We start from the raw sequence: 26,384 nt of genomic DNA on the forward strand, positions 1-26,384 counted from the left end.
TTGGTTCGGTTTATTTGTTGTTTTTTTGAGTGGTCGATATTTGCTATGCTATGTCAGAAATAATGAACATGAAAGTGATTTGTGCATTATTTGTAGCGAAAAATATCTTTTTGTAAAAAATATTGAAATTTTATTAACGAAAGGCGTAATCTAGGCAGCCAAGACGCGCACTAATGTGCAAAGGGTGCGCTGCAAATTGATTGTAACTATCGTAATGATGATTTATCACCCGCTAAGAGGTCAGAATGAGTACTCCCCAAAGTCGAGAACAGTGGCAGCAGATGGCAGATTCGCTATCAATTAATGGTCAGGCATTTATCAATGGCGAATATTGCGCTGCGGTGTCTGGTGAGACGTTTGATTGTATTAGCCCGATTGATGGCAAGGTGTTGGCGCAAGTAGCCAGTTGCGATCTTGCCGATGCCGATATTGCCGTGGCCAGTGGTAGAGCCGTGTTTGAACGCGGTGATTGGTCACAGATGGCGCCCGTTAAACGTAAGCAGGTAATGATTCGTTTTGCTTCACTGCTTGAGCAACATCAAGATGAATTAGCCTTATTAGAAACCTTAGATATGGGTAAGCCTATTCGCTATTCTACTTGCGTGGATGTTGCTGGCGCCGCTAGAGCGCTGCGATGGTCGGGAGAGGCGGTTGATAAAATTTACGATGAAATTGCGCCAACGGCTCATAACGAAATAGGCATGATCACCCGCGAAGCCGTGGGCGTTGTCGCGGCCATTGTGCCGTGGAATTTTCCGTTGTTAATGGCCTGCTGGAAACTCGGCCCTGCGCTGGCAACCGGTAACAGTGTGGTATTAAAACCATCAGAAAAATCACCGTTAACCGCTATTCGTGTGGCACAGCTAGCCATCGAGGCCGGGATCCCTAAGGGGGTGCTCAATGTGTTACCAGGGTTCGGGCACACTGTGGGTAAGGCGTTAGCCTTGCATATGGATGTTGATACCTTAGTGTTTACTGGCTCAACTAAAATAGCCAAGCAATTAATGATTTATGCTGGCGAGTCTAATATGAAGCGAGTCTGGTTAGAGGCGGGGGGCAAGAGTCCTAATATCGTCTTTAACGATGCGCCTAATTTGCAAGAAGCGGCCATTGCCGCAGCGTCGGCCATTGCATTTAATCAGGGCGAAGTGTGCACCGCTGGCTCTCGTTTGCTGGTGGAAGCTGGGGTTAAGGATGAGTTGATAGCCTTGATTGCTGCCGAGATGCAAGCATGGCAACCGGGTCATCCTCTCGATCCTGACACCACTTGTGGCGCGGTTGTTGACCAGCAGCAGCTCGATAACGTATTGGCCTATATCCGCTCTGGTGTTGCCGAAGGAGCAAGCTTAGTGCAAGGCGGCGAGCAGGTGATGGCTGAGTCGGGTGGCGTGTATGTGGCGCCAACCATCTTTGCCGATGTAAACAATCAGATGACCATCGCCAAAGAGGAGATCTTTGGTCCTGTGTTGTCTGTGATAAGTTTTGAGGGCATGGATGAAGCCATTCGTATTGCCAATGACACCATCTATGGGCTGGCCGCAGGCGTATGGACTAGCGATATCAGCAAGGCACATAAAACCGCCAAGGCACTGCGCAGTGGCATGGTTTGGATTAACCATTACGATGGTGGCGATATGACGGCGCCATTTGGTGGCTATAAACAGTCGGGCAATGGTCGTGACAAGTCGCTGCATGCATTTGATAAATATACTGAAATCAAGGCTACCTGGATTGCGCTTTAAGTAAAAAGCCTTACTTAACATCGTCAGTTGCTCAGCCACTCGCTCAGCACTTTCTGGTGCTAACCCCGTAACCGCACGCTAGCATCATGCATAGTGTGCGGTTTTTTATGGTGAGCATTTACATCCCACTAGGGACAGTGGCAGATTGTATGCCTAACAGTTGATACCGAGATTGTTATTGGCATTTTTTGCTTGTAGCTACCTAGGTTATTCGTATATGTTGCCAAACAGTCACCAGTTTAATTGGCCAAAGCCTGTTTGGAGTTACAATGCAATACCCTTTAGTTAGCACTGCCTGGCTTGAAGCGAATCTATTTGAAGCAGGTGTCATTATTCTCGACGCCAGTATGGATAACGTCATAGGTAAGACGCCTATTGTTTACGATAAATTTATCGCTATACCGAGAGCGCAGAAAATCGATTTAGAAACGGTGTTTTGCGACACCACCTCAGCACAAGTGCATGCCATGCCTAGCGTCGAGCAGTTTAATCAAGGTATTGCCAATTTAGGTATCGACAGTGATAGCACTGTGGTTATCTATGATAATCAAGGTATTTATTCATCACCACGGGCCTGGTGGATGTTTAAAGTGATGGGGTTTGAGCGTGTGTTTGTGCTCGATGGTGGCTTACCGCAGTGGCTGCTTGAGGGGCGCACCACGGTTGAGCAGTATCACCAACACCCACATCAAGGTAATTTCAAAGGCCAATATCAAGCGGGCTTAGTATGCGATATGGCATATGTGTTAGCGCGATTTGATGCCGACAATGCACAAGTGTTTGATGCCCGCGCCGCCGAACGTTTCAATGGTGAAATGGCAGAGCCTCGTGCCAATGTACGTAGTGGTCATATCCCAGGTTCGATTAATCTGCCATTTAGTCAGGTGCTTGATGGGCATAAATTACAAGCAACGCCAGTGTTACAGACGTTATTTGCTCAGCAAGAGAGTGGCGATAACATCGAGCGAATTTTTAGCTGTGGCTCTGGCATCACCGCCTGCATATTGATATTGGCCGCTGTGGCATCGGGTTGCCCTAAAACCGTGCTCTATGATGGCTCTTGGACCGAGTGGGGCAGTCATCATCACTTGCCCATTAGCCCCTGTGCACCTGTTATCGTCCCCGACGCTTAAAATAGATCCTTAAATCTGTGGTACAGCATACCGGCAGCCAGCATGGGCGATCTAAAGGTCGGCCCACCAGGAAAAGTCATATGCTGCACTTTATCAAAAATATCAAAGCGTTCAGCCTGGGCCGTTAGTGCTTCACTGATCAGTTTAGCTGCCATATGGGTGGCGTTAACCCCATGGCCAGCATAGGCCTGCGCGTAGAGAATATTGGGGCAGTCGGGGAGGCGTCCTATTTGCGGTAAACGATTAGCGCCAATGCCTATCATCCCCCCCCATTCGTAGTCAATTTTGACCCCTTTTAACTGTGGAAAGACCTTTTCTAAGTTGGGGCGCAGTGCGGCATTAATGTCTTTAGGATCTTTACCCGAATAGGTGCACAGGCCGCCGAATAGTAAGCGATTATCTTGTGATAAATGAAAGTAATCTAAATCGATACGCAGATCGGCAAAGGCCATATTTTTGGGGATGATCTCGTCACACTGTGCCTGAGTTAGAGGTTCGGTCGCCAGTAAATAACTGCCAGCGGGCAACACTTTACCGCCGACATAACTTTCCAGTTTATGGCCAATATAGGCATTGCCTGCCAGCACCACATATTGACAATCCACTTGCCCCTGTTCGGTGATGACTGTCGGGCGTTCGCCCTTGATAATGTTTGTGGCGGCGCTGTATTCAAACATCTGCACGCCCAAAGCACGAGCCACCCGCGCCTCGCCCAACGCCAGATTAAGAGGATGTAGATGACCACTATTCATGTCGACCAGCGCGCCAATGTAACAGTCCGAGCCAATCACCTCTTTGATTTGGTGCTGCTGTAGCAGCGAGAATCCTTCACCGCGACCTTGATCCACCATCTCTTGATAATCCGCTTCAAGCTCTGTCATGTGACGAGGCTTTGTGGCGAGATCGCAATAACCCATCTGTAGGTTACAGTCGATATTATGCTGTTTGACGCGGTTTTTGACGATATCGACGGCTTCAAAGCCCATCTCATGGATAGCCTGTACCCCTTCGGTACCGATTTCGGTTCTAAATTGGTCAACGTTGTGGCCTATGCCGCGGATCAATTCACCGCCATTTCGACCCGATGCACCCCACCCAATGCGTTTGGCTTCCAGTAAAGCCACACTAAAGCCTTTTTGAGCCAGTTCAATGGCAGTATTGATACCGCTAAAGCCGCCGCCAACGACGCAGACATCAACCTTGATATGTTCGGTCAGTTTAGGCAGTGGCTCTAATGCATTAGCCGTGGCGAAGTAGTAAGACTGGGGGTAATTGTCACTGTGGATCGGCGGTTTGCTAGACATTGTGGCTCCTGAATCGCTTTTTATTGTTGTTATTCGACTTAATCGACCCGAGGAAGAGTGTACTTTTAGCTTTCGGGTTGGTTATAATTCACACTTGTTGATTATATTTAACATGCTTTTTTGTTTGATACAAACTAGTATGACAAATTGTTTTGCCATAAATCGGTTGGATAGGAGAGGTTTTTTGGATATCGGTGCAAATCTCAAAGCTGTTCGAAAAATGAAGGGGTTATCGCAACGAGAGTTAGCTAAGCGTGCGGGCGTAACCAATAGCACTATCTCGATGATAGAAAAGAACAGTGTGAGTCCTTCAGTCAGTTCTTTGAAAAAAGTCTTGTCAGGACTGCCTATGTCATTGGTGGACTTTTTTTCTATTGAAGAGAGCCTGCCCAGTGAGCAAAAGGTGGTTTATCGCGCTGGTGAACTGCTCGATATCGGTGATGGCAACCTTGATTACAAACTGATCGGTCGTGATTATCCTAACCGTGCCATGTCGGTGATGAATGAAGTGTACCCCCCCGGCGCCGATACGGGGGAAGAGATGTTGCAGCATGAAGGCGAAGAGGCTGCTATGGTGATTGAGGGGCAAATTGAGATCACCGTTGGCGATGAAGTGTTTATTCTCTGCGCAGGTGACAGTTACTACTTTAACAGTGAATTACCGCATCGCTTTCGCAACCCGTTTGAACAAGCTTGCCGTATTGTGAGTGCCACGACTCCCGCTAACTTCTAATCAGTAACTCCTTTGGCGGTGCTTGATTGATAAGCAGCGCTATGGGGTTATCCTTGCTGCGCTGTGTTTGATATTTGATCTCTAACGGAGCATTATTTCGTTTGAGGTGTAAATAATTTTATCCACTCAATCGGCTTGTTTTTACCTCCTCCACTCACTGTACTCCCCGTATTATCGCAGACTTTTGTTCAAAATATTCGTCGTTGTAGCTGGTGCTATCAATCTGTTTGGTGATCGCTTTACTGTTTTAATTCAGTTTTGCCGCTTTTGTTGCGCAAGTGTTTATTTTTTGTTTTGAAGACCTATTGCCTAGTGTTATTTTTCAGTGTAGTGTGTGAAAAAATGAACATTCGGTTAGCCTTTGCTCATTATTAACAACTATAAGAAAAGCAACAACTCTACAGGTGATCTATGTCCGAGGAAGGACTGGCTGTTATTGGCGTGACAGCTTGTAATCAACAATTAGGCCTACACCCATTTAATATCGTCGGTGAGAAATATCTATTAAGCATTGCTGACGCCACTAACGCTTGGCCACTCGTTATCCCGTCATTGGGTCATTGCCCTGCGGCGGCGATCCTGCCACGACTCGATGGCATTCTATTCACTGGGTCTCCCTCTAATATCGAGCCTCATCATTATGATGGTGAGGTGAGTGACGCAGAAACGTTACACGATCCTAAGCGTGATTCAACCACACTCCCCCTATTAAAGGCTGCTATTGCCGCGGGAATCCCTGTGCTGGCTATCTGCCGCGGGTTTCAAGAGATGAATGTGGTGTATGGCGGTTCTTTACATCAAAAATTACATCAAGTGGGTGGTTTTATTGAACACCGCGAAGATAAAACCGCACCAGTAGAGGTTCAATATGGGATATCGCATCCAATCCAAATTGAACCTGGAGGCCTGCTCCACGAGGCATGGGGCCGCAATTTGGCAGAGGTTAACTCTGTACATACCCAAGGTGTCGACCGCTTGGGCATTGGATTGCGGCCAGAAGCTTACGCTCCCGATGGATTAGTCGAGGCGTTTTCGGTCAAAGATGCGAAAAACTTTGCGTTAGGGGTGCAGTTTCATCCGGAATGGAAGGTCTTAGACCATCCTTTTTATCGCGCAATTTTCACCGCCTTTAACAAAGCCTGCCAACAAAGAGCAGCGCAACGAACGAGATAATAAAAATGAAAAAGTTAATCAGCTATTTAAAAGAAAATAAAATTACAGAAGTTGAATGTGTTATCAGTGATATGACAGGTATCGCCCGCGGTAAGATTGCCCCTGTTGCTAAGTTTATTGATGAAAAAGGCATGCGTATGCCTGAGAGCGTTTTATTGCAAACGGTGACGGGTGATTATGTTGATGATGAGGTGTATGACTCATTGCTCGATAAAGCCGATATTGATTTTGTCTGTGTCCCCGATGATAAAGCCATCTTTATGTTGCCTTGGTGTATTGAAGCCACCGCGCAAGTGATCCACGATACCTATGACAAAATGGGCAACCCGATTGAGTTGTCACCGCGTAACTTGCTAAAAAAAGTCTTAAAACTTTATGAAGATAAAGGCTGGAAGCCCGTCGTCGCGCCAGAGATGGAGTTTTATCTTACTAAGCCAAATGAAGATCCTGATATTCCACTGAGTCCACCTATTGGTCGAAGTGGTCGCCGTGAGTCTGGTCGTCAGTCATTTTCAATCGATGCCGCGAATGAATACGATCCACTGTTTGAAGATATGTATGACTGGTGTGAAGCACAGGGGCTAGATATCGATACCCTGATCCATGAAGAGGGCACTGCTCAAATGGAAATTAACTTCAGTCATGGTGATGCGTTATCACTGGCAGATCAAGTGTTTGTGTTTAAACGTACGTTGCGTGAGGCAGCACTGAAGCATAACGTGTGCGCCACCTTTATGGCGAAGCCCGTTACCGATGAGCCCGGCAGTGCGATGCATATTCATCAAAGCGTGGTTGATGCTAAGACGGGTAAAAACATTTTCACTAATGAAGATGGTACTAAGAGCGCAAAATTTTTAAGTTATATCGGTGGCTTACAAAAATATATTCCTGAACTGCTCCCTTTGATGGCGCCTAATGTGAACTCATTTAGACGTTTCTTACCTGGTACTTCGGCGCCCGTTAACTTGGAATGGGGTGATGAAAACCGCACTTGTGGTCTACGTATTCCAGAGTCTTCGCCGCAAAACCGCCGTATCGAAAACCGCATAGCCGGCGCCGATGCTAATAGCTATTTGGCCATTGCAGCGACACTACTGTGTGGTTTTATGGGCATGGTTGAAGATGTGAAACCATCGACACCAGTACAAGGGCGCGCAAACGAGAATCGACTCGGTAACAGCTTACCGTTAACGCTAGAAGAAGCCTTAGCTGTGATGTCTGAAAGCTTAGCTGTGCGTGAATATTTGGGTGAGACATTCACCAATGGCTATATTGCGGTCAAGCAAGCTGATTTGGAAAACTACCGCCGCGTGATCAGTTCTTGGGAACGTGAGTTCTTATTACTAACCGTATAACCATTACTGTTATGAATGTCTTAGTCCAGTTGCCTGCTAACTGAGACGTAGAAATGGTCAGTATATTGGGCGCAGTGTTGTGCTGCACCACAGTGCCCATAACCTTATCTACATAGAGAAAATGAAGGAGGCTTAACCAGTTCGATGCGGATGTAAGCTGTAGCATTGTAGGTAATAACCAGATCAGGGTTGCCTAAGTCGGCAATTGTTGGTCCAAAAGGGATACAAGCCAATTGGCTATCACTATGACACAGTCTTACCCGTGAAAGCGGCGTGGCAAGGGAGAAAAAATGACATTATTAAAGCGAATAACCGCATCTTGTTTGGTGGCGCTATCGGCATTAGCCAGCAGTGCGGCCTACAGCGAAGAAGTATTGAAAGTGTATAACTGGAACGATTATATCGCCAAAGATACCCTAGATAACTTCTACAAAGAGACTGGGGTGCGGGTGATTTACGATGTGTTTGATAGCAACGAAATGGTGGAAGCCAAGTTGTTGTCGGGCCATTCTGGCTACGATATTGTCGTGCCATCCAATGACTTTCTTGCCAAACAGATAAAAGTAGGGGCATTTACCCCACTGGATAAAAGTAAGCTGACTAATTTAGGTAATCTCAACGCCGACCTGATGAAGCAGCTTGAAAAAGCCGATCCGCAGAACCTTTATTCGGTGCCATATCTTTGGGGAACCACAGGCATTGGCTATAACGTCGACAAAGTGAAAGCGCTATTAGGCGACGATGCACCTGTGGATTCTTTAGCGCTGATTTTCGACCCCAAATATGCACAAAAGCTCACGAGTTGTGGTTTGTCTATGATGGACTCTGCTGACGAAATGATGTCGCAAGCCTTATCTTATCTGGGGCGCGATCCTAACAGTACCGATCCTGATGATTATCAGGCAGCCGGTGAAGTCATTGAGCAGGTGCGTCCTTACGTGACCTACTTTCATTCATCGCGTTATATCACCGATTTAGCCAATGGCGACACCTGTGTGGCATTTGGTTTCTCTGGCGATGTATTTCAAGCGGCGGCGCGCGCCGAAGAGGCTGGCAATGGTCAAAAGGTTGAATATGCCATAGCCAAAGAGGGCGCCTATTTGTGGTTTGATATGTTGGCTATCCCTGCTGATGCAGAGAACAAACATAATGCGCACCTGTTTATCAACTATCTACTGCGCCCAGATGTGATAGCCGAGATCTCTAATTATGTGGCTTACGCTAACCCTAATGATCCGGCGCAAGCCTTGGTCGATGAGGCGATCCGTAATAACCCGGGGATCTATCCGAGCGAAGCGGTGCTGAAAAACTTGTACATTCGAGAGGTTCGTCCTCTGCGTGTTCAGCGGGCAATGACTAGAGCCTGGACGAAAGCGAAATCTGGTCTTTAATCCATCTAATGAGTTGATAAGTATATCTATTAATCCATTAGATCTTGTAAAGTATTAAGCAATCTACCGATGCGTTTAACTGGCTGTAGCATTGGATAACTATAACAACGAAAGCCGTCATTATCGGCCATGCAACGGCAGTAAGTCTTAACGATATTACTGGCAAGCTAAATAAGGAGATAGCATGAATCTTTTAAAGAAAATGTCCACGGTCGCCGTCGTCACGGCTGGTGTATTTGCCAGTTCGATGGCCAATGCTGAAGAAGTGGTACATGTGTATAACTGGTCTGATTATATCGCCGAAGACACCCTAGCAAACTTTGAAAAAGAGACGGGTATCCGAGTCGTTTACGATGTGTTTGACAGCAACGAAGTGGTTGAAGCTAAACTGCTATCGGGTCGTTCAGGGTATGATTTAGTCGTGCCATCAAACAATTTTCTTGCTAAGCAAATTAATGCTGGGGCGTTTCAAAAGCTCGATAAGAGCCAGCTGAGTAACTATAACAACCTCAAGCCTGAGTTGATGAAGCAACTTGAAGCCGCCGATCCGCGCAATGAGTATTCAGTGCCCTATTTATGGGGCACCACAGGCATTGGTTATAATGTGGCAAAGGTGAAGGAAGTCCTAGGTGAAGATGCACCTGTTGATTCACTCGAACTGTTATTTAACCCTAAGTACGCAGAGAAAGTGTCTAAATGTGGTATGTCTTTCCTCGACTCTGCCGATGAGATGCTGCCGATGGCGTTGGTGTATCTCGGTCTAGATCCAAACAGCACCAGTAGCGATGATTATGCCAAAGCGGGTGAGGTATTGTCTAAGGTGCGCCCTTATGTGACCTATTTCCATTCTTCACGCTACATAACCGATTTGGCTAACGGCGATATCTGTGTTGCCTTTGGTTATTCTGGCGATGTGTTTCAAGCTGCCGCGCGTGCCGAGGAAGCTGAAAATGGCCAAGAGATTGGTTATTCCATCCCTAAAGAAGGTGCTAACTTATGGTTTGATATGTTAGCCATTCCAGCAGATGCGAAGAACGCCAAAAATGCGCATACCTTTATTAACTACCTGCTTCGTCCTGAAGTTATCGCGCCAATCACTAACTACGTCGCTTACGCTAATCCTAATGTGCCAGCGCAAGAGTTTGTCGACGAAGAGATTTTAAACGATCCGGCCATCTATCCAACGGCTGAAGTACTTGAGCGTTTATACGTTGCCGATGTGCGCCCAATGAAAGCACAGCGCGCGATGACTCGCGTGTGGACTAAGGTCAAATCGGGTATGTGATCCCTTAGTAAGGGCGAACCCATGGGTTTGCCCTTTTTATTCACTTTTTAATTTTTAGTGTTGCAGTAAGTGCCAATGAGGCACTGTCGTGGAGAAGTACTATGACCAACAATTCGGGCGTCACCAATAAACCGACAACAAAGACGCAAGGAGAGGTATTGCTGAAGATCGATAGAGTCAGCAAATTATTTGACGATGTTCGCGCGGTAGACGACGTGTCATTGAATATTAATCGTGGGGAAATTTTTGCCTTATTAGGCGGATCGGGCTCCGGCAAGTCAACCTTGCTGCGCATATTAGCCGGTTTTGAAAAACCCTCTGAAGGTCGCATCTACCTCGACGGCGAAGATATTACCGATATGCCGCCCTACGAGCGTCCTATCAATATGATGTTTCAGTCTTATGCGTTATTCCCGCATATGACAGTGGCGCAGAATATCGCCTTTGGTTTAAAACAAGACAAAATGTCCAAAGCCGAAATCGACACTCGTGTGCAAGAGATGTTGAAACTGGTGCACATGGAAGCTTATGCCAAACGTAAGCCAAATCAGCTCTCAGGTGGTCAGCGTCAGCGTGTCGCACTCGCTCGTTCGCTTGCTAAGCGGCCTAAATTATTACTGCTCGATGAGCCCATGGGCGCACTGGATAAAAAGTTGCGTACTCAGATGCAGCTTGAAGTGGTCGATATTCTCGAAGCGGTCGGGGTCACCTGTGTCATGGTGACCCATGATCAAGAAGAAGCCATGACCATGGCCGAACGTATCGCCATTATGAGCGATGGCTGGATAGTACAGACAGGCTCTCCTATCGATATCTATGAGAGCCCAGCTAGCCGTATGGTGGCTGAGTTTATTGGCTCGGTTAACTTATTTGAAGGCGATATTGTCGAGGATGAGGTCGACCATGTGATTATTCAATCGCCCAATATTGACCAGCGATTCTACGTTGGCTACGGGGTATCGACTAGCGTGGATACCACACAGGTATGGTTAGCGGTTAGACCGGAAAAAACCCAGATCAGCCGAGAGCAACCCCAAGGCGAATACAACTGGTGTGCAGGGGTCGTGGAGGATATCGCTTACCTTGGTGGTATTTCGGTCTACTACATTCGCTTAAGCAGTGGCCAACTGGTCCAGTCGGTGATGACCAACAGCGATCGCCGCTCAGATTCCCCCACCTGGGAGGAGAAGGTGTTTATCGGATGGGAGGCCACCAGTGGAGTGGTATTAAGATCATGAGTGGGGTCGTGCAAAAGCGAAAAAAATCGCTAAGACAACGATTATTCAAAGGGCAGCATTTGACCATAGGTGTGCCATACCTGTGGTTGTTGATGTTCTTTGCCTTGCCATTTGCGATTGTATTGAAGATCAGCCTATCATCGCCAGCGATCGCCATTCCGCCTTACGACGCACTGTTTCAATATGCCGATGAGTCGCTGCAGATCTTACTTAATCTGGGTAACTACATCTTGGTGTTTGAAGACTCCCTGTATGTGAATGCCTATTTGGGGTCATTGAAAATGGCCTGTATCACCACGATTGGGTGTCTGCTGGTGGGATATCCAATGGCATACGCCATTGCTAGAGCGCCGAAGCAGCATCAAACCGTGCTGATTTTGCTAGTGATGTTGCCTTCATGGACCTCATTTTTGATCCGCGTTTATGCCTGGATGGGCATATTAAGTAATAACGGTGTGATCAATAATGTGTTGATGTGGCTGGGGGTTATTTCCGATCCTATTCAAATGCTTAACACCAACTTTGCGGTTTATATTGGTATTATTTATACCTATCTGCCGTTTATGATTTTACCTTTGTATGCCAATTTATCTCAGCTAGATGGCAGTTTACTCGAAGCGGCAGCCGATTTAGGCTCGCGCAGCTTAAATACCTTCTGGAAGGTCACTTTGCCGCTCTCTAAGGGGGGGGTGATTGCTGGCTCTATGTTGGTCTTTATTCCTGTGGTGGGTGAGTTTGTTATTCCTGAACTATTGGGTGGCCCAGATTCTCTGATGATAGGTAAGGTGTTGTGGCAGGAGTTCTTTAATAACCGTGATTGGCCTGTAGCCTCATCGCTTGCGATTGTGATGTTGGCGCTATTGATTATTCCTATCACGCTGTTTCACCGTTATCAGTCAAAAAGCATGGAGAAAAAGATATGAGTAACAGACTAAAAAAACTCAGCTTTTCTACCGTTATGCTATGGGCTGGGATGATATTTCTCTACGCGCCTATGTTCATCTTGGTGTTCTACTCATTTAATGAATCCAAGTTGGTGACGGTGTGGGGCGGATTTTCGGCCAAGTGGTATGGCGAGTTGTTTCGCGATGATCAAATTTTAGATGCGGTTGCGACCAGTTTAAAAGTGGCTTTCTTCGCCTCTACCATGGCGGTGATCTTAGGCACCATGGCGGCATTTGTTATGACACGCTTTGCTCGCTCATGGGGCAGGTTAACCTTGTCGAACATGATTACGGCGCCTCTGGTGATGCCAGAGGTGATCACGGGTTTGTCACTATTGCTATTGTTTGTACATATGGCAGATCTGTTTGGTTGGCCTGCTGAACGCGGTATGTTGACGGTATGGATTGCCCATTCCACCTTCTGTGCCGCCTATGTTGCTGTGGTGGTCTCGTCGCGCTTACGTGAGTTAGATATGTCGATAGAGGAGGCGGCGCAAGATTTAGGCGCGACCCCGCTCAAGACCTTTTTCTATATCACGGTGCCGATGATCTCACCTGCCTTAATTGCCGGTTGGTTGTTGTCATTTAGCTTATCGCTCGATGATCTCGTGATCGCCAGTTTTGCCTCTGGTCCAGGTGCGACCACGCTGCCTATGGTAGTGTTCTCGTCGGTAAGGATGGGGGTATCACCTAAAATCAATGCGCTGGCAACCTTGATTATTTTACTGGTGTCACTGATCGCCTTTATCTCATGGTATATGGCGCGCCGCGCCGATAAGCGCAGCCGGATGGCCAGCGAATAACACCGATAGCATCGCAAAATAATGGCAAGCTACAGCAGTAAGGCTGCTGTAGCTTGTTAATACAACAGCATAATTATTATAACGATAACAATTCAGGGTGGTTGATATGAACTGTACACCTCATGCAAATTCCTATTATGCCGCGTCTGCAAATAACAAGCAGTTACGCGAAAAACTGGCCGATAATATTGAGACTGATGTCTGTATTATTGGCGCAGGATATACTGGTTTATCTTCGGCGATCCATCTATTAGAAGCGGGTTTTAAAGTCACTGTGCTAGAGGCCGCCCGTGTGGGCTTTGGTGCTTCTGGTCGTAATGGTGGGCAAATCGTCAATAGTTTTAGCCGTGATATCGATATGATTGAAAAAACGGTTGGCGTGGACAGGGCTAAATTATTTGGTGAGATGGCGTTCGAAGGTGGACGCATTATTAAAAATTTAGTCGCGAAATATAATATTCAATGTGATTTAAAAGATGGCGGGGTATTTGCTGCACTCAATAAAAAGCAGATGGGGCATTTAGAATCACAAAAAGCCCTATGGGAGCGCCATGGTCACCTTGGGCACCTTGAATTACTCGATGAGTCGGGAATTCGTGGGGTGGTCGATTCTGAGCGTTACATCGGCGGCCTGCTCGACAAGAGTGGCGGCCATATTCATCCGCTTAACTTAGCGTTAGGCGAAGCCGATGCGGTGGAATCCCTTGGTGGGCAAATTTTTGAAGATTCGGCTGTCATTAAAGTCGATGAGGGGGATAGCCCTGTAGTGCACACGAAAGAAGGTTCGGTCAAATGTAAGTTTGTGATCGTGGCGGGTAACGCCTACCTCAATGGTTTAATACCTGAGCTACAAGCTAAATCTATGCCTTGTGGCACTCAGGTGATCACCACTGAACCCTTAGGGGCTGAGTTGGCGCAATCGTTATTACCACAAGATTACTGCGTCGAAGATTGTAACTACCTGCTTGATTACTACCGTTTATCGGGTGATAAACGTCTTATTTACGGCGGCGGGGTGGTGTATGGCGCGCGGGATCCCGCCGATATTGAAGCTATTATTCGACCCAAGATGCTCGAGACCTTTCCGCAGCTTAAAGACGTTAAGATAGAATTTGCCTGGACGGGGAATTTTTTACTGACCCTATCTCGTCTGCCGCAAGTGGGGCGCATCGGCAGTAATATTTATTATTCCCAAGGCTGTAGCGGCCATGGTGTAACCTACACTCATCTGGCTGGTCAAATCTTGGCTGAGACAATTAATGGTCAGGCTAAACGTTTTGATGCCTTTGCCAGCTTGCCTCATTATCCATTCCCTGGCGGCCATCTGTTGCAGGTGCCATTTTCAGCCATCGGCGCTTGGTATTACACCATGCGTGATAAGCTTGGCGTATAAATAAAGGTGTAGCCGCAATACGCTAACGACTTATTATGAAGTATTAAAAAGCCCGAGTCTCTCGGGCTTTTTTGTTTAAATGGGTGCCCATTACAGACTTGAACTGCTTGGTACTTGAACTGATGACTATGGTGAGGTGGCCACTTTTAGTGTAGTCAGTAAGCTTATTGGCATGAAAAATTACAGGCACAAAAAAGCCCGCACTAGGTGCAGGCTTTTCTGTTTAAATTGGTGGCCCCTCACAGACTTGAACTGTGGACCTGACGATTATGAGTCGTATGCTCTAACCAACTGAGCTAAGGGGCCGACTTAAGATGGTCGTCACCATCGAAAGCGCAGAGAAGTATACGAGGTTTAATTGCGCTTGTCACCCCAGAATATGGCTCAAATCCCAAGTTTGAATTCAATTGGTTATCTGTTAATCAATCTGGCGCAAATCTCCATTGAAAACAAAAAGCCCAGCAAGATGCTGGGCTTTTTTTGGTCGTTAAAACGCGTATGACTACTCGTCGAGGAACGACTTTAAGATCTCTGAGCGAGAAGGGTGACGTAGCTTACGCAACGCTTTTGCTTCAATCTGACGAATACGTTCACGTGTTACGTCAAATTGTTTGCCCACTTCTTCAAGCGTGTGGTCGGTATTCATGTCGATACCGAAACGCATCCGCAGTACTTTGGCTTCGCGGGCGGTAAGGCCGGCTAACACTTCGTGAGTGGCGTTTCTCAAGCTTTCGCCTGTCGCCGAATCCAATGGCAGCTCGAGGGTAGTATCCTCGATAAAATCACCTAAGTGCGAATCTTCATCATCACCAATAGGAGTTTCCATTGAGATTGGCTCTTTAGCAATCTTTAGTACCTTACGGATCTTATCTTCAGGCATTAACATGCGCTCGGCCAACTCTTCTGGTGAAGGTTCGCGCCCCATCTCTTGTAGCATTTGACGAGAGATACGGTTGAGCTTGTTAATAGTTTCAATCATATGCACTGGGATACGGATCGTTCTTGCTTGGTCAGCAATAGAGCGAGTGATCGCCTGACGGATCCACCATGTTGCATAAGTTGAGAACTTATAGCCGCGACGATATTCAAACTTATCAACGGCTTTCATCAAACCAATGTTACCCTCTTGAATTAGATCCAAGAATTGTAAACCACGGTTGGTGTACTTTTTCGCGATAGAGATAACCAGACGTAAGTTGGCTTCGACCATCTCTTTTTTCGCCCGGCGAGCCTTAGCTTCACCGATTGACATACGACGGTTGATATCTTTAATCGCGGCAATCGCCAGACCGGTTTCGTTTTCAATCGCATCGAGCTTAGCGCGGCAACGACGTACGTCGTCGGCAACCATAGCTAAACCTTCTGAATAAGGCTTTTTAGCGGCGATTTCGTCGTTAAACCAGTCGATGCTACTTTCGTTAGAAGTATACACTTTAACGAAGTTTTTCTTTGGCATCTTGGCTTGTTCAACACACAGTTTCATGATGAGGCGTTCTTGCACACGCACTTTGTCCATCATTTCACGCATGCTTTTAACAAGGCGATCGAACTGTTTTGGAACTAGGCGGAACTCTTTAAAGATTTCGCCAATTTCAAATAACGCCTTGGTCGATTCCGGATGCTCACGGCCTTTTTCGGCAATGATTTTTAATGCGCGTTCATGGGCTTCGCGAAGTTGAGTGAAACGCTCGCGCGCTTCTTCAGGATCTGGCCCTTTCGGGGTATCATCCTCTTCATCTTCACTATCCTCATCATCGTCGTCATCTTCGTCATCGAGTTCGTCGTCTGAGAGTTCCGAGCCAATGTGTGTTGCTGTTGGAGCAACATCTTCAGCATTGGGGTCCACAAATCCAGAGATTATGTCTGATAGTCTGACTTCTTCAGCTTCATAGCGGTCGTATTGCTCAAGGATCATGGCGATCGCTTTAGGATACTCAGCTACAGAGGCCTGAACGGTATTGATGCCTTCTTCAATACGCTTAGCGATAACAATCTCGCCTTCACGGGTCAGAAGTTCTACCGTGCCCATTTCACGCATGTACATGCGCACAGGGTCTGTCGTACGTCCGAGTTCAGCCTCTACCGTAGCCAGTGCTGCGGCAGCTTCTTCGGCAGCATCCTCATCGGTGCTGTCTTCAGACATCATGATCTCATCGGCATCCGGCGCCTGCTCGTAGACGCGAATACCCATGTCATTAATCATCTGGATAATATCTTCGATCTGGTCAGAATCGACCATATCTGCAGGTAAGTGATCGTTCACTTCTGCATAGGTTAAATAACCTTGCTCTTTACCTTTGGCAAGCAACAATTTAAGTTGCGACTGCGGAGTATGCTCCATAGATATCATCCAAGTTGGGTAACTGTTACAACGACGGACAAACGAGTGCCGCGCAAATCGTCAATTATAGCCTTGTGTGTAGCGCTGTGCTAGCCCAAGTCATTACTTTAAGACAAATTTTGCTCTTAAGTTTGACCCTGTATCACAGCAATGAGCTTTTTCAATTGCATCCGCTCTTCTTTAGTATGGTGCTGTTTTAAGCTCAATTCCTGATATCGTTGCTCAATGTATTGATTGTTTAACCATATCAGGGCTTTTTTGAACTCTTGCTGCAAATTTTCATCCGCCACTTGATGTTCCCATTGGGTCAATTTTTTCAGGGTGCCTAATTGGTCATCACCTCTGAACTGTTCAAGTAGTTGTGCGCTGTTTATCTTGTTGGCTCGAGTTCGGTCTAATAAGAGGGTCAGCAAATCGATGCCGGCCATCTTGATATGTTTTAGCGCTGGTTGCTCTGGTAATCCGTTACCTAAGCTGGGATCTTGTACTAACAGTGCGATGGCTAGTCGCAACGGTGTCCCACGTCCCTTGAGCGCTTTATTGTGCAGCGTTTGACTCTGTTTGCTTGCTTTAAAACCGAGTTTACGTTGCAACTCTTCCGCACTGTTCATGCCCAGTTTATAGGCTAGATTTTCTAGTAATAAACTTTGCAGAACAGTATCTTGTACTTTTTCTATCAGCACCATGGCTTGTTTAGCCAAGGTGCCTTTATCTGTGCCATAGCGGCTGGCTAAGGTATCGAATAAAAATTCGGGTAACAGCTTAGCCTCTGTTATTAACTGTTCAAATGCTGGCTTGCCAATTTGTCTGACCATAGAGTCAGGATCTTCGCCTTGAGGCAAAAACATAAATTTGACCTGATCGCCAGGTTTTAACAGCGGCAGCGCCGTCTCTAAAGCGCGCCAGGCGGCTTCGATACCCGCTTTATCGCCGTCATAACAACAAACGACCTCTTTAGCACTTCGTAACAGTAACTGAAATTGTTCTGCCGTTGTTGATGTACCGAGCGAGGCGACGGCGTAATCGACATCAAATTGAGCCAATGCCACCACGTCCATGTAACCTTCAACGATTAATATCTGCTGCGGGTCTCTGTGACGCTGCTTTAGCTCATATAAGCCGTATAGCTCATACCCTTTATGAAATATGGGCGTTTCAGGCGAATTCAAGTATTTTGGCGTGCCGTCACCGAGGACGCGCCCACCAAAGCCGATCACTCTGCCACGTCTATCGCGGATCGGAAACATCAGCCTGTCACGGAACCTGTCGTAACGTTTGCCATTATCGTTTTCGATCACCATTCCGGCGGTGAGCAGTTTATCTTGTGAATCTTGGTTGTGCCGATAACGACTGAGTAATCCATCCCAGCCATCGGGTGCAAAGCCAATATTGAAGTGTTTAATTACTTCATCGGACAATCCACGATGGCTTAAATAATCGAGCACTTTTTGTTTATCTGGATGCTGTCTCAGCTGGCTTTGAAAAAATAGGCTGGCCTCATCCATTAATTGGTAGAGGTCGCGACTTAGCCCTTCATCACGGCGTTTTCCGGTGCCTTGCTCTCTGGGGACTTCTAAGCCTAATTGGCCTGCAAGTTCTTCTATCGCATCGACAAAGTCTAATCTGTCATATTCCATGACAAAGTCGATAGCATTGCCATGAGCGCCGCAGCCAAAACAGTGGTAAAACTGCTTGTCTCTGCTGACAGTAAAGGACGGTGATTTTTCGCTATGAAACGGGCAACAGGCAGAATGATTTTTCCCCGCCTTTTTCAGGGGGACTTTAGCATCGATAAGATCGACTATATCGGTGCGAGCTACAAGCTCATTGATAAAATCACGAGGTATCGCCATTGGTATATAAATGCCGCCTTTTCGCGAAAAAATTGAAATAGTACAAACAAACAAGCCGTGCTTTAGCACGGCTCATTCATACATTGAACACTAAGTTACTGAAGCTTAGCCTTAATCATGGCGCCAATCGCCGCCATGTCAGCTCGTCCTTGTACCTTAGGTTTCAACGCTCCCATTACTTTGCCCATATCCGCCATGGATGATGCACCGACCTCTTGGACCGTTGCATCTACTAGCTGAGCTACCTCTTCTTGTGAAAGAGGTTTCGGCAGGAAAGTTTCAAGTACTTGAATCTCACTTGCTTCAGCATCGGCTAGTTCGTCACGACCCGCTGCACTGTATTGCGCAATAGAATCACGACGCTGTTTAACCATTTTGGTTAAGACAGCTATGGCTTGATCATCATTCAGAGATTCGCGGGTATCCACTTCAATCTGTTTGATGGCAGCCAGTGCCATACGAATAGTTCCCAAGCGCACCTTATCTTTGGCGCGCATGGCATCTTTCATTTGGTCTTTTAGCTGATCAATTAGGCTCATAAGAGATTAGTATAAACGTACGCGACGCGCATTTTCACGAGAAAGCTTCTTAGCAAGACGCTTAACTGCAGCGGCTTTAGCACGCTTACGTGCAGTAGTTGGCTTCTCGTAAAATTCACGAGCACGAACGTCGGCTAAGATACCAGCTTTTTCACAAGAGCGCTTGAAACGACGTAAAGCTACGTCAAATGGTTCATTTTCACGTACTTTAATAATTGGCATACGCCATCACCCCTTAGGTGTAGGTTGTATTGAGTTAATTAATTAACTCAAGTTAATTTAAAAATGGTGCGGAATTCTATACCGACTACCAATAGTTTGTAAACCCCTTTGTAGCGATCCTATTTGCGATCTTTACTCGGTGTTTAGATAAAGTTTAGCATTTGGCGTTGGACTTGGTGAGTCCTCAGCCCTGATATAGCGTGATAATCAACCATTATAACGCCGTCGCGGCAAGGGGGGAAGAGGGAGGTCATTTATCGATTGGTATAATTGCCACAGAGCAGGTAAAATTGGTCGCCACTTCATTTAGGTAGACAGGAAACGATGCGAGTTATAGGTATAGAGACATCTTGTGATGAAACCGGTATTGCCGTTTATGACGACGAGAAAGGGCTTTTATCTCATACACTTTACAGTCAGGTTAAGTTACACGCCGATTATGGTGGGGTGGTCCCTGAGCTGGCCTCGCGTGATCATGTCCGTAAAATAGTGCCACTGATAAAACAAGCGTTAGCCGATGCTAACTGCACCCAAGATGATATCGATGGCATTGCTTACACCAAAGGCCCAGGTTTAGTGGGGGCCTTACTTGTCGGTGCCTGTGTTGGCCGTGCGTTGGCCTTTGCCTGGGGAAAACCCGCCGTGGGCGTTCACCACATGGAAGGGCATCTACTCGCGCCCATGCTCGAAGATAATGTACCTGAATTCCCTTTCTTGGCCTTGTTGGTGTCAGGGGGGCATTCGATGATGGTCGCGGTTGAAGGCATCGGTCGTTATCAGGTGCTGGGCGAGTCGGTTGATGATGCTGCCGGTGAGGCGTTTGATAAAACCGCCAAGCTGATGGGCTTAGATTACCCCGGAGGCCCAAGACTGGCAAAATTGGCCGCTCAAGGGCAACCTAATTGTTATCGTTTTCCACGCCCTATGACAGATCGCCCAGGGCTTGATTTTAGTTTTTCTGGCCTTAAAACCTTTGCCGCCAATACGATTGCCGCCGAGCCCGATGATGAGCAGACTCGCGCGAATATTGCCCGCGCATTTGAAGAGGCGGTGGTTGATACCTTAGCCATCAAATGTAAGCGCGCGCTTAAGCAAACTGGGTATAACCGCTTAGTGATAGCCGGCGGCGTGAGTGCCAATAGCCGTTTAAGAGCGTCATTAGCGCAAATGATGCAAGATCTCGGCGGGCAGGTTTATTATCCACGTGGTGAGTTCTGTACCGATAATGGCGCGATGATCGCCTATGCGGGCATGCAGCGTTTAAAAGCCGGCCAGATAGAAGATTTAGCCGTTAAAGGTATGCCACGCTGGCCGTTAGATTCATTACCGCCAGTATAGTCGTGCCGTTAGCCTGTGAATAGCCCAGTACAAAGTAGCCCTTTTTACTGGGCTTTTTCTTTCTTTTTACGCGACACTTTCGACTCTTCTCCCTTTAACAGGCGAGCGATATTTTCTCGATGGCGGATCACGATTAACATGGACAACATGGCTACGGGGATGGTGAAGCGATCGTCGAAATACCACGTATAAAGTGGTGCGAGTAAAGCGGTCATGATGGCCGCTAAAGATGAATAACGGCAGATAATGACTAAGATTATCCATGTCAGCATCAACGAGAGTGATAGGTCTGCACCTATGGGAGCCATAGCGCCAAAGGCGGTCGCAACGCCTTTACCACCTTTAAATTTAAAAAAGATAGGAAAGATATGCCCTAGGCAGGCGCTAATAGCGATAATACCTAAGGGAACGGCATCGACACCGAGGCGAAAAGCGATGTAGGTAGGGATGGCGCCTTTAAGCATGTCGAAGAGCAACACCGTGGCTGCGGCGCTCGCGCCACCGATACGCAAGACATTGGTCGCGCCAGGGTTACCAGAACCTTCGTTACGGGGGTCGGGTAAGCCTCGAAGACGACACACTAGCACTGCACTGGAGATTGAACCGGCCAAGTAGGCGATCAAAATCATCGCTAGAGTGAACAGCGTTAAGCTCAAATTGGTTTCCTTATCCTTCTTAAGGTATTATCGCGACCTAGCATTGAGGCCTCTCATTAACCTTATATTTTACGCACTGGTTGATAGAGCGGTTGTAATGAGCAGCGGGGCGATGTCATCCGTTCTCATAGACCCTGTTTCGATGCCATTACAGCAGCTTATCCTACTTGGGTTTTTAGCTGTAAGAAAGGGGTAAACACAGTTATCTGTACAATTTTGTCATTATATCAAGATTGGACTCATTAGCTTATTAGACCTCTTTTTACCAACACTTAACTTGCCTAGCGGGAGGCATTATGGACAAGGTGCTTATTTCACAATTGAAAGTGGAAACAGTGATTGGAATTTACGAGTGGGAAAAGCAGATCCATCAGCAACTGTTAATCGATCTGGAAATGGCCTGGGATAATGGCCCTGCCGCTGACAGCGACGATTATCAATATGCGTTGTGCTATGAAACGGTTTCTAATCGTTTAGTTGAGCTTATTACCGAAAAGCCAATTGAACTCATTGAAACGGTTGCCGAAATGTGCGCTAAGTGCGTGATGACTGAGTTTGATGTACCTTGGGTGAAAGTGAAAGTGATGAAGCCCGGTGCGGTCCCTTTAGCATCCGCTGTGGGCGTCGAGATACAACGAGGTCATCTATAACACTATGGCGCGTATTTTTATTAGTATTGGCAGTAATATTGACGCCGAGCATTACTTTAACGCGGCCCTTAAGGCGTTAGCCGAACACTTTTCAAATTTGTGCTTGTCATCGGTATTTGAAAGCGAAGCGGTGGGATTTAGGGGCAGTAATTTTCTCAATATGGTGGTGGCTGCCGACACGCCATTAACCATAGTGCAAGTGGTTGCGTTGTTTAAGCGCATAGAGCAAGATAACGGCCGCAGTTTAGGGGCCAAAAAGTACAGCCCACGCACCTTAGACCTTGACCTGTTATTGTATGACGACTGGGTGGGTCAAACCCCGGTAGAACTGCCTCGCGCAGAGATCACCACCAATGCTTTTGTACTGTGGCCATTAGCCGAGATCGCGCCGACCTTACGGCATCCCGTCGAGCAACAAACCTACCAAACCTTGTGGGATAACTTTGATAAGTCGCAGCAAAAGCTGTGGCCGATTGAATTTCATTGGTGTTACTAACAATCCATCGCTAAAGGATAAATATGGATACGTTTCAGGTAATTGTATTGGCACTGATACAGGGCCTTACGGAGTTTTTACCTATTTCTAGCTCGGCGCATTTAATTCTGCCTGCCCAGCTTTTAGACTGGCAAGATCAAGGGTTAACCTTCGATGTCGCCGTGAATACTGGATCATTATTGGCAGTGGTTATCTATTTTCGCCGTGAGCTATGGTCGATGTTTACCGCTTGGACGGGCAGCATTGTCAGCGGTCAGCAAGATGAGCAAAGTAAACTCGCATGGTGGATCATTTTAGCCACCATTCCAGCAGTTATTGTCGGTTTTACTGCCAAAGGGTTTATCGCCACGCATCTGCGCAATATTGAAGTCATTGCCTTTACCACCATAGTATTTGGCCTGCTACTTTGGTGGGCCGACCGCATGACGCGAGAAGGGTTTAGTGAGTTTCAGGTCGGGTGGAAGAAAGCCCTAGTGATAGGCATCGCCCAAGCGATGGCGTTGATCCCGGGGACGTCACGTTCTGGGGCCACCATCACCGCCGCCTTGATGCTCGGGCTGAGCCGCGAAGCGGCAGCGCGCTTTTCATTTTTAATGTCGGTGCCAGTGAGTTTAGGGGCCGCGATTTTAGTGGTTAAAGATCTCATTGAAAGTGGTGAGGCGCTAGACTATCAAGCCTTGGGCTTAGGTACCGTGCTCTCTTTTGTGGCGGCATACCTTTGTATTCATTATTTTCTTAAAATTATTAGCCGCATGGGTATGACACCCTTTGTTATTTATCGCCTAGCGTTAGGTGCAGTGTTGTGTGTGGTGATTTTCGCTTAACGTTTTTATTTACCATGAATTATTAAAGAGATCACATGATCAGCCATTATTTATGTCCCGTTTGCCAAGCTCAGATGTCGATTCATGAGGCTTCACAAGGGCTACATTGCCCTAACAAGCATCATTTAGATAAAAATGAGCAAGGGTATTGGGTTTTTAGCCAAGCTAAAAAGCCGCACATGGACTCTCGTCAGGTGATGCGCGCCAAGCGTTTCTTGCTTGAGTCTGGCGTGTTTACCCCACTGCTAGATGCGTTAAAACAGCAACTGACCCTCGCATTAACAGACTATGTGACAGATCAAGATGCTGCGGTTAACCATTTAGATTTTGATTGCGGTGATGGCTTTTACTTGCGAGCCCTGACCGATACCCTGCAAGGCGTGGCAACAAACTGCAATCAAACAGGGATAGGTGAGGCGGAAAACGCCTTATTTGCGGCGGTTAAAAGTCACCCTGAGGCAACCTACATCGTCAGTCAGTTAAAGCAGCTTCCCTTTGTGGATGAATGCTTTGATCTCGTCACGCTTATCGATAAGCCACTTAAAGGCAAAGAGTTGTTACGTGTGCTTAAGCCTAACGGTTTGTTTGTACAGGTGTCACCCGGCCCGCGTCATCTGTGGCAAATTAAGCAGTATCTCTATAAAGACTTAACCGAAAAACCTGCCGATCTTACCTTAGCGAAAGGGCTTGAGCTTATCCATCAGCAGCGAGTGAGTTTTACACTTAATGTTACCCCTGATGAGGCGGTGACCCTATTAGAGATGACGCCTTATGCTTGGCGAGCGGCCGATAAGGTCAAGCGGCAGATGTTAACTGGGGACTTTAGCCTGCTTGAAGTTGATTTTTACCTTACCCTAAGTCGTAAACAAGTGATTGAAAAGGTTAATTAGCCTTGGCTAACATTGAGCACTAGAAAATAGGCTTGGCTCAAGGTACCCTTTAACTTATTAAAGCTAGGCCATTAACACCCAGATTAGGAAGTAATATTGATGATGCGTAAAATGCTGTTGGTCATCTTGTGGTTATTGCCGTGCTATACACTTGCCAATGTCTATTCTTTACCAACCAATGGTGGACGCCTGATTGGTGAGTTACAGACGCATGTGGTTCAGCAGGGAGAATATTTTAAGACTATTGCCGATCATTATAATGTCGGTATTTTAGAGTTGATGGAAACCAACCCTGGCGTCGATCCTTTTTTGCCAACGCCAGGCACGGCATTGACCATACCGACACAGATGTTGTTACCAGATGTGCCGCGTCAAGGTATTGTGATTAATCTGCCTGAGCTGCGTCTCTATTATTTTCCTGATAATGGCCGTGAAGTCCATGTATTTCCTGTCGGTATTGGCCGTGTTGGGCGTGAAACACCAGAGATGGTGACTAAAATTAAGTCGCGTATTCCTAATCCAAGTTGGACACCGCCGGCCAGTATTCGCGCCGACCACTTACGCGAGCGTGGCGAAGTGTTACCGCGGGTGGTGCCAGCGGGGCCCGATAACCCCTTAGGCCAATATGCGATGCAACTCTCTTATGGCGATGGTAGTTATCTGATCCACGGTACCAATAAAGATTTTGGTATCGGTATGCGCGTCAGTGCCGGCTGTATTAGGCTTAACCCTGACGATATTGAGTGGTTATTTTATCAGTCAAAGTATGGCGATAACGTACGAGTGATAAATCAAGCGGTGAAAATATCGGCTGAGCCAGATGGCAGGCATATTATTGAGGTGCATTCGCCGCTGTCTGAGTCGGAAGATGAACCCAGCAATAAGGTGATCACCTTAAACAGCCAGGTGGTTAAGTTCATCAGTCAAGATAAGGTCGATAGGGCTAAAGCCAACGATGCCATACTGACTCAAAATGGCATTCCTGTGAGTATCTCTCGTGATGAGATAAGTTCGCCTGAGTTTAGCTCATCTGGGAATTAATATTCACCTTGTTTGCATCAAGCGCCCAATGGGCGCTTTTTTTATGCCCGACTTTTGTCAGAATGGTTTCAACAGGATAGCTAGCTGCCTATGTTAGGTTAATTTTTCTGCCACTATCTGATGTGTTAAATCAATAAATGCCGCTGCCGCTGCGCTTTGGTAGGCGCCTTTGCGTTGTATTAACACCGCAGTTCGTTGTAACAAAGAGGGCGCAAGGGCGATTGAAACCAGTTCGTCGCGATTACTGGCAATGTTGGACGGTAGCAGAGTGGTCAGCGCCGTGTGGCGCACGATCTCAATCACCGCACTGAGAGAGTTGACCTCCATGAGCACCCGCGGTTGCACCTGATGTTGACGGCAATAACGATCGATCTGTTCTCGTGTAGCAAATTCACTGCTGAGCAGGACCAGTGATTGTTTACTCAGTATAGGTAGGTCAATCGCGGCCACCTTAGCCAGCGGGTGATCTCGTCCCACGACTAATGCCAGCGTTTCCTCTAATAGTGTTTGCGAGACAAGATCGGCAGACTGTACATCATCAAAGGCGATACCTAAATCAAACTTGTCCTCAAGTAAGTGCTCTTCCATCCGCTCTTGCGACATCTCCTGCACACTCAGTGTGACATTAGGATAGCGCGCATGAAATGCCTGTATTAACGGCCCGATGAGATAGGTGGTGAAGGTGGGCGTAATGGCAATGCGCAGCGCGCCGCGACTCAGGTTTTGCACATCATGAATCGCTCGTCGCCCCTCTTCTAAGTCTTGCTGGGCGCGACGGGCATAGCGTGCATAAACCTCTCCAGCATCGGTTAGTTGTATGGTGCGACCGGTGCGATCGAACAGGATCGTTCCAAGGTTTTCCTCTAGTTGCTTGATTTGTTGTGACAGTGCCGGTTGCGACACATATAGAGCGTTTGCAGCCCGCGTAAAACTGCGGTGCTCAGCAACGGCGAGAAAATAGTTGATATGTCGTAATAGCATGGTTCACCCATAAGTTTTACTTATGGGGCTGATAATACATCGGTCTTTTACCTTATTAC

General features: G+C 47.0%; 24 protein-coding genes and 1 tRNA gene. 17 read left to right on the forward strand and 8 right to left on the reverse strand.

Features of this window, described 5'->3' with window-relative positions:
- The first annotated feature begins 245 nt into the window (after positions 1 to 245).
- Both AC5YBX_RS03805 and AC5YBX_RS03810 read left to right on the forward strand, forming a co-directional pair.
- Complete coding sequence (locus tag AC5YBX_RS03805; protein ID WP_494519930.1) at positions 246 to 1,742, forward strand: aldehyde dehydrogenase; 1,497 nt, start codon at positions 246 to 248, stop codon at positions 1,740 to 1,742.
- Positions 1,743 to 2,011: 269 nt separating this feature from the next.
- On the forward strand, positions 2,012 to 2,875 hold the full coding sequence (locus AC5YBX_RS03810) for a sulfurtransferase (protein ID WP_494519929.1): 864 nt from the start codon (positions 2,012 to 2,014) through the stop codon (positions 2,873 to 2,875).
- On the opposite strand, the gene AC5YBX_RS03815 is transcribed toward AC5YBX_RS03810, so the two are convergent.
- The gene (locus AC5YBX_RS03815; protein ID WP_494524386.1) at positions 2,872 to 4,179 is read right to left on the reverse strand and encodes an NAD(P)/FAD-dependent oxidoreductase; all 1,308 of its coding nucleotides are present in this window, start codon (positions 4,177 to 4,179) and stop codon (positions 2,872 to 2,874) included. The two genes, AC5YBX_RS03810 and AC5YBX_RS03815, sit on opposite strands and share 4 nt — an antisense overlap.
- Before the next feature lie 184 nt (positions 4,180 to 4,363).
- On the opposite strand from AC5YBX_RS03815, the gene AC5YBX_RS03820 reads away from it, so the two are divergent.
- The 9 genes from AC5YBX_RS03820 to AC5YBX_RS03860 all read left to right on the forward strand — a co-directional run bounded on the left by AC5YBX_RS03820 (position 4,364) and on the right by AC5YBX_RS03860 (position 14,494).
- The gene (locus AC5YBX_RS03820; RefSeq protein ID WP_494519927.1) at positions 4,364 to 4,912 is read left to right on the forward strand and encodes a cupin domain-containing protein; all 549 of its coding nucleotides are present in this window, start codon (positions 4,364 to 4,366) and stop codon (positions 4,910 to 4,912) included.
- A 411-nt stretch (positions 4,913 to 5,323) separates the two neighbouring features.
- Positions 5,324 to 6,085, forward strand: coding sequence for a gamma-glutamyl-gamma-aminobutyrate hydrolase family protein (locus AC5YBX_RS03825; protein ID WP_494519926.1), 762 nt, complete (start codon positions 5,324 to 5,326; stop codon positions 6,083 to 6,085).
- Between the two features lie 5 nt (positions 6,086 to 6,090).
- A complete protein-coding gene (locus AC5YBX_RS03830) occupies positions 6,091 to 7,440 on the forward strand; it encodes a glutamine synthetase family protein (protein ID WP_475516000.1) in 1,350 nt (449 codons plus the stop codon).
- Between the two features lie 290 nt (positions 7,441 to 7,730).
- Positions 7,731 to 8,831 (forward strand): polyamine ABC transporter substrate-binding protein, encoded by a 1,101-nt coding sequence (locus tag AC5YBX_RS03835; protein ID WP_494524387.1) that lies wholly within the window; start codon positions 7,731 to 7,733, stop codon positions 8,829 to 8,831.
- Between the two features lie 184 nt (positions 8,832 to 9,015).
- Positions 9,016 to 10,116 carry a polyamine ABC transporter substrate-binding protein gene (locus tag AC5YBX_RS03840; protein WP_475516002.1) on the forward strand — a complete coding sequence of 367 codons (1,101 nt, stop codon included), beginning with the start codon at positions 9,016 to 9,018 and terminating at the stop codon, positions 10,114 to 10,116.
- 101 nt (positions 10,117 to 10,217) lie between these two features.
- Positions 10,218 to 11,354, forward strand: coding sequence for a polyamine ABC transporter ATP-binding protein (potA, locus tag AC5YBX_RS03845; RefSeq protein WP_475516003.1), 1,137 nt, complete (start codon positions 10,218 to 10,220; stop codon positions 11,352 to 11,354).
- Positions 11,351 to 12,277, forward strand: a complete 927-nt coding sequence (locus AC5YBX_RS03850) for an ABC transporter permease subunit (protein ID WP_475516004.1) — start codon at positions 11,351 to 11,353, stop codon at positions 12,275 to 12,277. Before potA ends, AC5YBX_RS03850 begins: the two co-directional genes overlap by 4 nt.
- Positions 12,274 to 13,101, forward strand: coding sequence for an ABC transporter permease subunit (locus tag AC5YBX_RS03855; RefSeq protein WP_494519923.1), 828 nt, complete (start codon positions 12,274 to 12,276; stop codon positions 13,099 to 13,101). Before AC5YBX_RS03850 ends, AC5YBX_RS03855 begins: the two co-directional genes overlap by 4 nt.
- 106 nt (positions 13,102 to 13,207) lie before the next feature.
- Positions 13,208 to 14,494, forward strand: a complete 1,287-nt coding sequence (locus tag AC5YBX_RS03860) for an NAD(P)/FAD-dependent oxidoreductase (RefSeq protein WP_475516006.1) — start codon at positions 13,208 to 13,210, stop codon at positions 14,492 to 14,494.
- A gap of 229 nt (positions 14,495 to 14,723) precedes the next feature.
- Here AC5YBX_RS03860 and AC5YBX_RS03865 read toward each other — a convergent pair.
- The 5 genes from AC5YBX_RS03865 to rpsU all read right to left on the reverse strand — a co-directional run bounded on the left by AC5YBX_RS03865 (position 14,724) and on the right by rpsU (position 19,449).
- Positions 14,724 to 14,800, reverse strand: a tRNA-Ile gene (locus AC5YBX_RS03865).
- Between the two features lie 196 nt (positions 14,801 to 14,996).
- Positions 14,997 to 16,835 carry an RNA polymerase sigma factor RpoD gene (gene rpoD, locus AC5YBX_RS03870; RefSeq protein WP_494519921.1) on the reverse strand — a complete coding sequence of 613 codons (1,839 nt, stop codon included), beginning with the start codon at positions 16,833 to 16,835 and terminating at the stop codon, positions 14,997 to 14,999.
- Positions 16,836 to 16,960: 125 nt separating this feature from the next.
- Positions 16,961 to 18,688 (reverse strand): DNA primase, encoded by a 1,728-nt coding sequence (gene dnaG, locus AC5YBX_RS03875; RefSeq protein ID WP_494519920.1) that lies wholly within the window; start codon positions 18,686 to 18,688, stop codon positions 16,961 to 16,963.
- A 95-nt stretch (positions 18,689 to 18,783) separates the two neighbouring features.
- On the reverse strand, positions 18,784 to 19,227 hold the full coding sequence (locus AC5YBX_RS03880; protein ID WP_494524388.1) for a GatB/YqeY domain-containing protein: 444 nt from the start codon (positions 19,225 to 19,227) through the stop codon (positions 18,784 to 18,786).
- Positions 19,228 to 19,233: 6 nt separating this feature from the next.
- Positions 19,234 to 19,449, reverse strand: coding sequence for a 30S ribosomal protein S21 (gene rpsU / locus AC5YBX_RS03885; protein ID WP_006080725.1), 216 nt, complete (start codon positions 19,447 to 19,449; stop codon positions 19,234 to 19,236).
- 324 nt (positions 19,450 to 19,773) lie between these two features.
- Between rpsU and tsaD the strand changes: the two genes are divergently transcribed.
- On the forward strand, positions 19,774 to 20,787 hold the full coding sequence (tsaD, locus tag AC5YBX_RS03890; protein ID WP_475516010.1) for a tRNA (adenosine(37)-N6)-threonylcarbamoyltransferase complex transferase subunit TsaD: 1,014 nt from the start codon (positions 19,774 to 19,776) through the stop codon (positions 20,785 to 20,787).
- Positions 20,788 to 20,831: 44 nt separating this feature from the next.
- On the opposite strand, the gene plsY is transcribed toward tsaD, so the two are convergent.
- Entirely contained in the window at positions 20,832 to 21,443 is a 612-nt protein-coding gene (gene plsY, locus AC5YBX_RS03895; RefSeq protein ID WP_494524389.1) for a glycerol-3-phosphate 1-O-acyltransferase PlsY, read from the reverse strand.
- A gap of 296 nt (positions 21,444 to 21,739) precedes the next feature.
- On the opposite strand from plsY, the gene folB reads away from it, so the two are divergent.
- From folB to AC5YBX_RS03920, 5 genes are all read left to right on the forward strand, one after another.
- Complete coding sequence (folB, locus tag AC5YBX_RS03900) at positions 21,740 to 22,093, forward strand: dihydroneopterin aldolase (protein WP_494519918.1); 354 nt, start codon at positions 21,740 to 21,742, stop codon at positions 22,091 to 22,093.
- A 4-nt stretch (positions 22,094 to 22,097) separates the two neighbouring features.
- The gene (gene folK / locus AC5YBX_RS03905; protein ID WP_494524390.1) at positions 22,098 to 22,589 is read left to right on the forward strand and encodes a 2-amino-4-hydroxy-6-hydroxymethyldihydropteridine diphosphokinase; all 492 of its coding nucleotides are present in this window, start codon (positions 22,098 to 22,100) and stop codon (positions 22,587 to 22,589) included.
- 23 nt (positions 22,590 to 22,612) lie between these two features.
- Positions 22,613 to 23,413, forward strand: coding sequence for an undecaprenyl-diphosphate phosphatase (locus tag AC5YBX_RS03910; RefSeq protein WP_494519916.1), 801 nt, complete (start codon positions 22,613 to 22,615; stop codon positions 23,411 to 23,413).
- Positions 23,414 to 23,448: 35 nt separating this feature from the next.
- On the forward strand, positions 23,449 to 24,303 hold the full coding sequence (locus AC5YBX_RS03915) for a methyltransferase domain-containing protein (protein WP_494519915.1): 855 nt from the start codon (positions 23,449 to 23,451) through the stop codon (positions 24,301 to 24,303).
- 99 nt (positions 24,304 to 24,402) lie between these two features.
- On the forward strand, positions 24,403 to 25,344 hold the full coding sequence (locus AC5YBX_RS03920; protein WP_494524391.1) for a L,D-transpeptidase family protein: 942 nt from the start codon (positions 24,403 to 24,405) through the stop codon (positions 25,342 to 25,344).
- A gap of 93 nt (positions 25,345 to 25,437) precedes the next feature.
- Here AC5YBX_RS03920 and cynR read toward each other — a convergent pair whose 3' ends face one another.
- The gene (cynR, locus tag AC5YBX_RS03925) at positions 25,438 to 26,325 is read right to left on the reverse strand and encodes a transcriptional regulator CynR (RefSeq protein ID WP_494519913.1); all 888 of its coding nucleotides are present in this window, start codon (positions 26,323 to 26,325) and stop codon (positions 25,438 to 25,440) included.
- Positions 26,326 to 26,384: the final 59 nt, after the last annotated feature.

The sequence above is a fragment of the Shewanella sp. 492 genome, from assembly GCF_059338445.1.

Coding starts and splice junctions, on each gene's coding strand:
- AC5YBX_RS03805 (WP_494519930.1), top strand. CDS start 246: ATGAGTACTCCCCAAAGTCGAGAACAGTGGCAGCAGATGGCAGATTCG.
- AC5YBX_RS03810 (WP_494519929.1), top strand. CDS start 2,012: ATGCAATACCCTTTAGTTAGCACTGCCTGGCTTGAAGCGAATCTATTT.
- AC5YBX_RS03815 (WP_494524386.1), bottom strand. CDS start 4,179: ATGTCTAGCAAACCGCCGATCCACAGTGACAATTACCCCCAGTCTTAC.
- AC5YBX_RS03825 (WP_494519926.1), top strand. CDS start 5,324: ATGTCCGAGGAAGGACTGGCTGTTATTGGCGTGACAGCTTGTAATCAA.
- AC5YBX_RS03830 (WP_475516000.1), top strand. CDS start 6,091: ATGAAAAAGTTAATCAGCTATTTAAAAGAAAATAAAATTACAGAAGTT.
- AC5YBX_RS03835 (WP_494524387.1), top strand. CDS start 7,731: ATGACATTATTAAAGCGAATAACCGCATCTTGTTTGGTGGCGCTATCG.
- AC5YBX_RS03840 (WP_475516002.1), top strand. CDS start 9,016: ATGAATCTTTTAAAGAAAATGTCCACGGTCGCCGTCGTCACGGCTGGT.
- potA (WP_475516003.1), top strand. CDS start 10,218: ATGACCAACAATTCGGGCGTCACCAATAAACCGACAACAAAGACGCAA.
- AC5YBX_RS03850 (WP_475516004.1), top strand. CDS start 11,351: ATGAGTGGGGTCGTGCAAAAGCGAAAAAAATCGCTAAGACAACGATTA.
- AC5YBX_RS03855 (WP_494519923.1), top strand. CDS start 12,274: ATGAGTAACAGACTAAAAAAACTCAGCTTTTCTACCGTTATGCTATGG.
- AC5YBX_RS03860 (WP_475516006.1), top strand. CDS start 13,208: ATGAACTGTACACCTCATGCAAATTCCTATTATGCCGCGTCTGCAAAT.
- rpoD (WP_494519921.1), bottom strand. CDS start 16,835: ATGGAGCATACTCCGCAGTCGCAACTTAAATTGTTGCTTGCCAAAGGT.
- dnaG (WP_494519920.1), bottom strand. CDS start 18,688: ATGGCGATACCTCGTGATTTTATCAATGAGCTTGTAGCTCGCACCGAT.
- AC5YBX_RS03880 (WP_494524388.1), bottom strand. CDS start 19,227: ATGAGCCTAATTGATCAGCTAAAAGACCAAATGAAAGATGCCATGCGC.
- rpsU (WP_006080725.1), bottom strand. CDS start 19,449: ATGCCAATTATTAAAGTACGTGAAAATGAACCATTTGACGTAGCTTTA.
- tsaD (WP_475516010.1), top strand. CDS start 19,774: ATGCGAGTTATAGGTATAGAGACATCTTGTGATGAAACCGGTATTGCC.
- folB (WP_494519918.1), top strand. CDS start 21,740: ATGGACAAGGTGCTTATTTCACAATTGAAAGTGGAAACAGTGATTGGA.
- folK (WP_494524390.1), top strand. CDS start 22,098: ATGGCGCGTATTTTTATTAGTATTGGCAGTAATATTGACGCCGAGCAT.
- AC5YBX_RS03910 (WP_494519916.1), top strand. CDS start 22,613: ATGGATACGTTTCAGGTAATTGTATTGGCACTGATACAGGGCCTTACG.
- AC5YBX_RS03915 (WP_494519915.1), top strand. CDS start 23,449: ATGATCAGCCATTATTTATGTCCCGTTTGCCAAGCTCAGATGTCGATT.
- AC5YBX_RS03920 (WP_494524391.1), top strand. CDS start 24,403: ATGATGCGTAAAATGCTGTTGGTCATCTTGTGGTTATTGCCGTGCTAT.
- cynR (WP_494519913.1), bottom strand. CDS start 26,325: ATGCTATTACGACATATCAACTATTTTCTCGCCGTTGCTGAGCACCGC.